Raw genomic sequence first — 8813 nt, 5'->3', positions numbered from 1 at the left:
TGTACCCGTTCCACCGATATTGGTACCCGGACCATTAAAATTCACAGTGCCGGTGCTCCCGGAGGAAAGTACCATTGTTGATCCAGTTACCGCTCAGATCCAATGTGAAACTTCCCCCATTGAACGTAGTGCCGGCATCAGGGTTGTACTTCCTGTAATGACAATATTAGCGGCTGCAGTGGCGCTGACATTAGTGCCGGCGCCCGGTGTACAATAGAAATTACCGGCGACAGTAAACGCCGTTGATGGCATTGTTTTGACAACAGCACCACTGGAACTGGACAACGTGAGATTTCCATACGTTTCTGCAGATACTGTCTGGGCAAGTCCATTGTATTCGATCGTACTTGTCAATGCCAGTGAACGGGAGGCAAAGTTAGCCGGAAAAGTACCGGTGCCACCGATCCGAAGGGTCGCTCCATTCGCTACACTGACAGCACACCAGCTACTGTTGTACCTCTGTTTGCTGAAAAGTGAAAGGTTCAGGATCCCGCTATTGACAACAATCATCCCGGAAGTACTGGTGTGTAGCAGTCATCGGGTTAAGATTACCCGCCAACGTTTTTACCAGCGCACCGCTGATGCGGAGCGTAGAATAAGTGAGATCATTCCGGACGGTCTGATTGATGTAGTAGCACTATATTCCACTGTGCTGCCGGCGGCGAGATATTGGTACCGGTAAGAGCATAGTTGGTGGCGAAGGTGGCACCTTTGACGTGTATTACTCCGTAGCGGTCACACTGAGTGTGCCAGCACCGGAGATCAGTGTGTCGTCCCTTCTGGTGGAACCAGATTACCGTGACAGAAAGAGCTACAGTAACCGGAAAGCTGACAGCAGGAGTAACCGTAGCGCCGGAGTTAATAGTCAGTCTCCTGAAGGAAATACCACTGCCGCTGATACTTTGTGTTGTTCCCGCCATAGTGATCCTGGAAGAGGTACTGGTAGTTGTATATGTGCCATTATTAACGAAGTCTCCTTTTACCGTAACGGTAACGCCTCTGTGGGAAATCGTACAACCGCTGCATTGGTGAGTGTACCGGATATGGTAATGGCTTTGGAGATGGTCAGCACCGGGTTTTTGGCACTGGTTACAAGTGTAAGAGCCCTGCTTGCAGCGGTGGTGCCACTGATGGTAGGCTGGAAGGAACCTGTGAATGCCGCATCACCGATATGGCGTCAACGGATGCCGTAGGAACACCCGCTGTCCAGTTGTCAGCAGTGGCCCATGCGTGCTCACAGTGCCCTTCCAGCTTGTCGTCTGACCCCATGCAGAGACGGCAGGCTAAGTGATAGAATAAAGAGCGTAAAACAAACAAGTGTAAATCTTCTGTCAGTATTCATGTGTTTGTTATTGTTCAGGGTATGCCACACACATACCGGAATAATACCAATCAATGATCAGTGTAGCGGCAGTTCTGTCTGCGCCATCGGATCGGGAACAGCGTCTTTTGATGGTTTGGTATATGAGATCCTCAGTTTGCCGTTATGATAATCGATGCCCGGTTTTTTATCCAGCTCGAGCTGGAATTGTCTGAACACATTGGCGTATACCGCAAGACCTTTCACACTTGCAACAGTGGTGATCTTGCTTTTTCAGATACATAGTCAATGTTGATATCACCATACACGGAGTGGTTGCCGGACCGGCGTACGACCATGTTCAGATGGGCAGGTGCATTTTCCGGGGCCTGTAGTGAAATATCTGTCAGGTTCACCTGTGTGTCAGATGTACCTGTTCTGATGATCACCGGAATGCTGATACCAAAAACAGGTGTCAGGCTAACTGAGATACTGGAAGAATCTTTCAGTCTGATCGGTTCTCCCTGCACTTTGGGGTCTGGCACTGCCCTGAAATAGATATGCGAGCGGTATTCGCCGGCTTGTAGTTGTCCTGTTTTGATCAGCTGTACTTTGACCAGCTGTGCCTCTCCGGCGCGAGTGTTACGCTTTTGGGAAAGAAACGCAGGAAACTGCTGGCAAATAATTGTCCCGAATCAGGTTCGGTAATCTTATCAAAAGTGCCATTGCTGTTCATGCGTATTTCAATAAGAGAAATCAGATACCGGGCAGTGTCCTGACCGGTATTGGCAAGATTAAGTTCCTGTATCCTTTTCTGTCCGTCGAAAATCACCCTCATCGGTGTGATCAGCAGGTTGCCCTGAGCAGCAGATAGTAACGGGAGTAGTAAGAGCGTAATGAATGTCAGTAAATGGATAATGCGCATAAGCAGAATTGAAGTTAAATACCCAGGAGGCCCCTCCCGGCCATCATACATAACGGGAGGGCCTTTGGGTAGAGATCAGTGTACCATTAGTTGTAGTTAACAGTGACATTGAATGGGGTACCGGATACGTATTGACCGGCAGGTTGTGCCGCACTCACGTTCAATGTCGCTCCCACATTCAGTACCTGTGTGCCACCGGTCAGTGTACCTGTACCGGAAGGGTCACTGGTAAAGGCTGTTACTGTCATCGTATTAGCACCACTGGTGATGGTTAACGGCGTGGTAGGCAGCGTGATGACATACGTATAACCGGAAGTACCGTTTACCGTAAATGAAGCCGCGGTTACTGTTCCGGCAGTAGTTGGTAATGTTACACCGCCTGTGGTGGTACGCGTACCGGCAGGTGTCAATACAACCGTACCACCTGTAGTAGATTGTACAGCCACATTACCGAAGTTCATATCAACATCTTTGGTGATGCTGATAGGCGTGACAATAGTCGCCGTCACCGTCGCCGATGCCGTCTCCTGTGCCCGCACTGTTGTTGCCGCGCATACTAATGCAAACGAGGCAACGAAAAGCAGTCGTGTTCTTTTCATTTGTACTTTTTTAGATTGTTACAGTAAAGATTTTATTGCGTAGAAGTATCCTTACGTCTGAGGAGTGAGACGAGGCTGACAAAATAATGGCGCTGTGTTTCCCGACACAGCTCGCTTATTGCATTTTCCGTTTGACAGGGATTACCGCTTTCTGCGGTGGGATTAACTAAAATCCATGACGAATATAGAAAAAAAGCCAGTCATTAATTCTTTAATGCAAGACTTTTTTTATGCGTACCGGGGTCTGCTAAATACAGTCTTAAAGGCCATTTTGTCAGAACTGCCCGCTATGTTGTCCTGTTTACACCGTCAATACAAGTAATTACCTTACTACTTTAGCAATAGTAACACCTATTCTGTAAAACAGATATGATATGACCAGTCATCCACAGATAACACACCGCCCCGAACAGCCATATGTAGCGATCAGAAAAAAAGTGAAGATGGCTGACATTCCAGTCATCCTGCCTCCGCTGGTACCACAGGTAGTTCAGTGGATGGAACAGCATCATATCGCACAGGCAGGTCCTGTTTTTTTCCGATATCTGCAATTTGATCACGAAGATCAGCTATTGGTAGATGTCGGTGTCCCTACACAGCTGCCGGTCAGCACAAACGGGGAAGTGATTGCCGGTGCTTTTCCGGATGCAGATTATGTGACCGTAACGTATATGGGCGATTACAGCAACCTGAAAGAGGTGCACATGGGACTGGAAACATGGATGAAGGAAAATGGAGTGAAGGAAGGCGCGCAGAAAGTGGATGGGCAGGAATATGCCGCCCGGACGGAGTTCTATCTGACTGATCCGGACGAAGTGGAAGATCCGAAAGACTGGCAGACGGAAGTGGTGATATTATTGGCGGGCAGGTAGTCGCCTACTCCGCCTTCAGACTCTTCACCGGATTCATCATCGCGGCCTTCACCGCATGATAACCGATCGTTATTAACGCCAGTAGCACGCTACACATACCTGCCAGCAAAACACCCACCACGGTATACTGATCCTATAAGCAAAACCCTGCAACCAATACTGCATGGCCAGCCAGCTGATGCCTGCCGCTAGTAAAAGGGCTATACCCACTAACTTCATCAGATCTCCTGACAACAACAACACAATATTCGCTACAGATGCACCAATGACCTTCCGTATGCCGATCTCTTTTGTACGCTGTACGGTCAGCAGTGATATCAGTCCCAATAAACCAATACAGCTGATCACGATGGCCAGTACTGCAGCACCACCAATCAATCTGTTTAACAGATCTTCTCTCTTATAAAACGCCGCCATCTGGTCGTCCAGAAAATCGTATTCAAACACATTATCCGGATACAGCTTTTGCCAGGTATCCCTGATACTGTTAATGTGTTGCATCATGCCTGTTCCACTCATTTTAATACCCACATATGCATAATCTTTTGCTTGTGAGGTCATGATCAATGGTTCCATTTTGCTATGCAGCGAGTGCAGGTTAAAATTCCTGACTACACCTACAATAATGCCCGGACGATCGTTAAGCGTCCCTGCTACCAGCTGGTGTCCGATCACTTCAGATGACTGGTGAAAACCGAGTTGTTGCATCATATATTCATTGATGAGAAACTCGCTGGCAGTGTCACTTTCGAGGAGATTCCGGCCGGCTGATAACTGTATGCCGAAGGTGTGCAGATAATGCGCATCTCCCAGCGTACACAAGGCTGTATAGTCTTCCCATTCCCGGTTGTCGAATTTGACAGAACCCGCCTTGAATACCTCAGAGGCCGGCGGACGAAAGCAGAAACTTACATCTTTAACACCCGGTGTTTTCATCAGCTGTGTACGTAAATAATCGAGTTTGTTTTTATCTGCGGATGGGAGAGGCGCCATGATAATGCCTGCTTTGTCGAAGCCCGGATTGACGGTTTTCAGGAAGTTGGTCTGCAGCGTAATGATCAGCGTACAGATGATCAGCGACTGCGCCACCAGATTTTGAAACAGTATTAAACTCTTACGCATCCACGGGCGTCCGGCACTGGTCTGATTCGATTTTAAGAGCGCAACAGGCTTATATCTGCTGAGGAGAAATGCAGGATAAAAACCGGAGAGCAACGTAATAAACAACACCAGAGAAATAAGCGCAATGATCAGCTGAGGATGGATAAAAGGAGAGATAGACAGTGTTGTGTGCAACAAGGGATTTAATACAGGTAAGGCGAAGGACACCCATACCAATGACAGCACCGTAGCTGATAACGTAATACAACACGTTTCTGTCATAAATTGCCAGAAGATGCTGATCGCGCTGCTGCCCAATACTTTTCGGGTGCTGATCTCTTTCGACCTGCGTACATTCTGCGCCGTTGCCAGATTGATAAAGTTTACACAGGCAATAACAAGGATGATCAGTCCGATGATGGACAAGGTTGTGAGTAAAGACCTGGAAATCACACCACCGAAACGGGCATCGAAATGCAAATCTTTTAACGGCTCCACATGGAAATAATAGTATTTCGCCATATCTCCCATATGCCGTTGCGTTACGGCACGCAGCGTCTTGTTGAGATTGGCGGCGGAAAGTCCATCCGGTAGTAGCAGAAACAGATTATTGGAGGAATTGATCCATCCCCATGCCGTCTCTATGGAAGGAAACAGGTCGGGATACAGCCCTTTCATGGAAGTAGCGGAGAGGAAGATATCAACTTTGGTACTTGTTTCCGGTGGATAGTCTTTCAGGATACCGGTGACAGTAGCCGTAATTTTATCATTAATGCGTATAGTTCTGCCAATGGGATCTGTACTGCCAAAATATTTGCGGACCTGCTTCCTCGTTAACACTGCTGTATTGGGCGCCTCCAACGAAGTGGCTGGTTGGCCTGCTTCCCATTGATAGTCAAACAGCTCAAACCAGTGCCGGTCTGTAAATGCTACATTCCCATGTTCTGAAAAAAGCTGTTGTGCAGTATTGCCACTTTGCGGAATCGCTATGGTAAAGGGGAGATCCCTGTAATTATGAAATAGAAATGCCTGTGTCCGGATCTGTGGGATCTCTGTTTTGATGGCATTTGCCAGTGCTACAGGAGCCCCTTTTTCGTATTGTACGGAACCATCGTCCAGATGTAGCTCAGTAACGACTTTATAAATGCTTTGTCCCTTGCTGTGCTGCGTATCAAACGCGAGGTGCCAGCTGATAAACTGATACAGGATCAGTGCACAGGCAATACCCAGAGATAGCCCGGATACATTTAAGATCGTATAAAACGAATGACGACGTAAGTTCCGCAGTGCGATCCTGATGTAGTTCCTGAGCATAACTGTAAGTTAGAAGATCCGGACAGTTCAAAAATATACCCCATTATTATGATGCTTATAATCAATATGATGGAGACGGAAAAACAAATAGAACTGTCCGGTTTTAATACAGTAGATGTCCGTTTTTATAATTTGTTGATCTCAGTATCCATCCATTTTATCCTTTTGGCCAGCCAGTCTTTCATATATTGTACTTCTGAATCATAAGATCCCAGCGATACAGCATTAGGCCAGGTGTAATCATAGAGTACATCCCATTTGTTGAAATTCTCCTGCTGAGAATATTTCAGCTGAGCCGCACTTTCATTGATGAAGGAATACAGAGTACTGACCTGATTCGTCCTGAGCAGATTCCATCTGTCTTTTACCTGTTTTACAAAGACCGGATCATCAAATAATCTGTTGATCCATGCCGCGTTTTTAACCCACCATCCTTCAGGAATATTATTGCCATTATAGGTGATGTTGCCTAAGGCAAGGTCAAAGTCCCATATAGGCCCATAGAAAGTTTGGCGTTTCTGTCCTTGTACATAAATACACTGCTGAAGAAGACGGCATCGTTGTTTTTCAGCAGTTCGTTGACAAGAAACCAGTTAATGAAAGTCGGCGTATTGATATACTTGTTATAGCCTTGTACAGAATCTGCAAAACCCGCACTGTAAAGCGTATTTTCCGTCTGCTGGATATAGTTTTTGATATAGTCGAGTTGCGCGGAGGTGATATCCTCCGGTGATTTTATGGTGAAAGGAACCTGCAACTGACTCCGGAACCATACTGTTTCATCCAGTCTTTCATCTACTTCCAGCAGATAACCGCCACTGATATCCGTAGCAGGAGAGGAGGCTTTCAATTCGGGTATATTGACACGTGTAGCCCCGACCTCTACCTGATCGGTCAACAGATAGTTGCCCATAAACTCCCCGTTTAATATCACTTCCACAAAACGGGCACGGGGCGTGAAAGCCGCTTCAAACCGACGCCCGATTTCCAGTGCCAGATAGTTTCGTAATAAGGTCTTATCCGCAAAGTTGGCCAGCAATACCCACTTTTTGGCAGCAGGCATGCCCAGCATCTCTGTTTTCGTATTCAGTTTGATGCGGTAAGGCTTTTTGGGCATGTTCCAGGTACTGCTGCCACGGCCTCTCATTTCGAGCTGCATGTTGGTGACGGTCTGCGGATATTTTGTATTGGCATCAATCGTCATGTTGCCTTTTACATAATCATCCTTTGATACGACAGGCGCCTCCGTTTCAATATATAGTATGGGCAGACCCGTGAATGTAAACAGTTGTAACGTGTAGTCTTTTGTGGTATTGTCAGCCGCTTTTACAGTAAAAGTAAGCGGGCGGCTGAAATCATTGCTGGTAATGCCTGTTTGCTGTACAACACCATTGATGGTAACAGTAGTACCATTGGTGTTAAAAGTAGCGATCAGTGATTTGTTACTGCTGAGATAGGGGATACAGCCGGTGATATGATCGTCATAAACATGGCAGACGACATCCCGTACGAGTTGCTGTGGATTGTTTTTCGCCTCAAACGTGAACGACAGTATCTCTTTTGAGGAAGACACGGTCGTATCTGCTATCGGATCGCTGGTCGGCGATGCCGTATCCTCTTTTCTGCAGGCAGGCAGTACAGTACATAGTAAAACCAAAATGGCGTAGATGTTTCTGGTCATAAGTAGGAGATATTATCCGGGCATAGCCGGGTGAAAGTGGAACATTCCCTGAAAGGCGACAATAGTTGTTTCGGTGTCTGGCTAACTGTAGCGCAACTCCTGCATTGGCTCAGATAATTCCTGTTGTGATGTCTTTATTGGTTCAGTCTGGTGGCAAATTCGGAGCATAGCTATTTAGCTGCGCACGATGTTAATCATGGACATGGAATAATAAGCTGTTATGCCAGCAAAATACAAATGAGTAAGAATGGTCAATCGGGGCGCCTGATAGCTATCAGCGCACCGAAGGTAAGTTTTTTTATAACAGGTGTGTTTATTTAAATAGAGAGCAGATTGGCCCAGTACTTTTCCAGATAACCCGAAATGCCCCTGCCAGGGGTATACGCAGTATAAATGGCGTTAAAATCGCTTTTAGCCATATCATAAGTAGCATTACCTATCGCCTGTTTACGCGCCATATAGAGCAGGGCAATGGAAGGGGAGCGGGAGATACCCCAATTGCAGTGTACCAGTACTTTTTTGTCGTGGATGTGACGTTCGATGAACAACATGGCTCTTTCCATGATAGGATGAGTATATTGCGGAGACAGTTCCTGATCCATATCTACCATATTCAGATACAGGTGACGATCACCATGGAGATGCATCAGGTAAGAAGGATGACTGGCCTTCAGGTTACCTCTGTAACCGACCGCCTGCCGGTGACAAGGTTCCTTGCACGCATGAATGACGGCAAAGCCTGCGGTTACCTGCTGGCAGTCTGTGTTAGTTCCTACATATAGATTCTCAAATACCTGTATCATGAATTGTCCTTACTTATTGCGGCCTAAAAATACAGAAACCTGTCAATACACCACATTTGTTATTATGGCTATTTCGGGGTAATAGGTGCATGGATCGCGCCAGTTATCTGATTATTTCAGATATTTTTGAAAAATATATCTTGCAGCCTGCCTGCTTGCCATTTACTAACCTAAACAGGCTAATCGCTATGCTTGTGGCTTCCACAGTCATCTGGTCA

General features: G+C 46.6%; 10 protein-coding genes and 1 pseudogene. 4 read left to right on the top strand and 7 right to left on the bottom strand.

The features are described from left to right. The 3 genes from FEF09_RS32065 to FEF09_RS32055 all read left to right on the top strand — a co-directional run. The coding region (locus FEF09_RS32065; RefSeq protein WP_222597189.1) for a hypothetical protein at nucleotides 1–217 on the top strand (217 nt) is incomplete at its 5' end. Between the two features lie 39 nt (nucleotides 218–256). Beyond that, a complete protein-coding gene (locus FEF09_RS32060; protein WP_222597188.1) occupies nucleotides 257–682 on the top strand; it encodes a hypothetical protein in 426 nt (141 codons plus the stop codon). A gap of 34 nt (nucleotides 683–716) precedes the next feature. Then, entirely contained in the window at nucleotides 717–1193 is a 477-nt protein-coding gene (locus tag FEF09_RS32055) for a hypothetical protein (protein WP_222597187.1), read from the top strand. A gap of 206 nt (nucleotides 1194–1399) precedes the next feature. Here FEF09_RS32055 and FEF09_RS31095 read toward each other — a convergent pair whose 3' ends face one another. The 4 genes from FEF09_RS31095 to FEF09_RS27485 form a co-directional block, all read right to left on the bottom strand. Next, the gene (locus tag FEF09_RS31095) at nucleotides 1400–1567 is read right to left on the bottom strand and encodes a hypothetical protein (protein ID WP_186774566.1); all 168 of its coding nucleotides are present in this window, start codon (nucleotides 1565–1567) and stop codon (nucleotides 1400–1402) included. Then, a complete protein-coding gene (locus FEF09_RS27495; RefSeq protein WP_146308070.1) occupies nucleotides 1564–1845 on the bottom strand; it encodes a hypothetical protein in 282 nt (93 codons plus the stop codon). The genes FEF09_RS31095 and FEF09_RS27495 overlap by 4 nt, the downstream gene beginning before the upstream one ends. Before the next feature lie 56 nt (nucleotides 1846–1901). Then, on the bottom strand, nucleotides 1902–2225 hold the full coding sequence (locus FEF09_RS27490; protein ID WP_146308069.1) for a hypothetical protein: 324 nt from the start codon (nucleotides 2223–2225) through the stop codon (nucleotides 1902–1904). 86 nt (nucleotides 2226–2311) lie between these two features. Continuing rightward, complete coding sequence (locus tag FEF09_RS27485) at nucleotides 2312–2824, bottom strand: DUF4402 domain-containing protein (RefSeq protein ID WP_146308068.1); 513 nt, start codon at nucleotides 2822–2824, stop codon at nucleotides 2312–2314. Nucleotides 2825–3198: 374 nt separating this feature from the next. On the opposite strand from FEF09_RS27485, the gene FEF09_RS27480 reads away from it, so the two are divergent. Further along, a complete protein-coding gene (locus FEF09_RS27480) occupies nucleotides 3199–3696 on the top strand; it encodes a GyrI-like domain-containing protein (RefSeq protein ID WP_146308067.1) in 498 nt (165 codons plus the stop codon). A gap of 72 nt (nucleotides 3697–3768) precedes the next feature. Here the strand turns inward: FEF09_RS27480 and FEF09_RS27475 are convergent, their stop codons facing one another. The 3 genes and pseudogenes from FEF09_RS27475 to FEF09_RS27460 form a co-directional block, all read right to left on the bottom strand. Next, the gene (locus tag FEF09_RS27475) at nucleotides 3769–6111 is read right to left on the bottom strand and encodes an ABC transporter permease (protein WP_146308066.1); all 2343 of its coding nucleotides are present in this window, start codon (nucleotides 6109–6111) and stop codon (nucleotides 3769–3771) included. A 125-nt stretch (nucleotides 6112–6236) separates the two neighbouring features. Then, nucleotides 6237–7228: pseudogene (locus FEF09_RS35085) on the bottom strand (CotH kinase family protein). A gap of 881 nt (nucleotides 7229–8109) precedes the next feature. Continuing rightward, nucleotides 8110–8595 (bottom strand): dual specificity protein phosphatase family protein, encoded by a 486-nt coding sequence (locus FEF09_RS27460; protein WP_146308064.1) that lies wholly within the window; start codon nucleotides 8593–8595, stop codon nucleotides 8110–8112. Nucleotides 8596–8813 lie beyond the last annotated feature (218 nt).

Source organism: Chitinophaga pinensis (assembly GCF_007896845.1).
In the GTDB taxonomy this organism is placed as follows: domain Bacteria; phylum Bacteroidota; class Bacteroidia; order Chitinophagales; family Chitinophagaceae; genus Chitinophaga; species Chitinophaga pinensis_C.
Note: the sequence above shows the minus strand (reverse complement) of the source record. Positions and strands in the feature narration are given on the sequence as shown.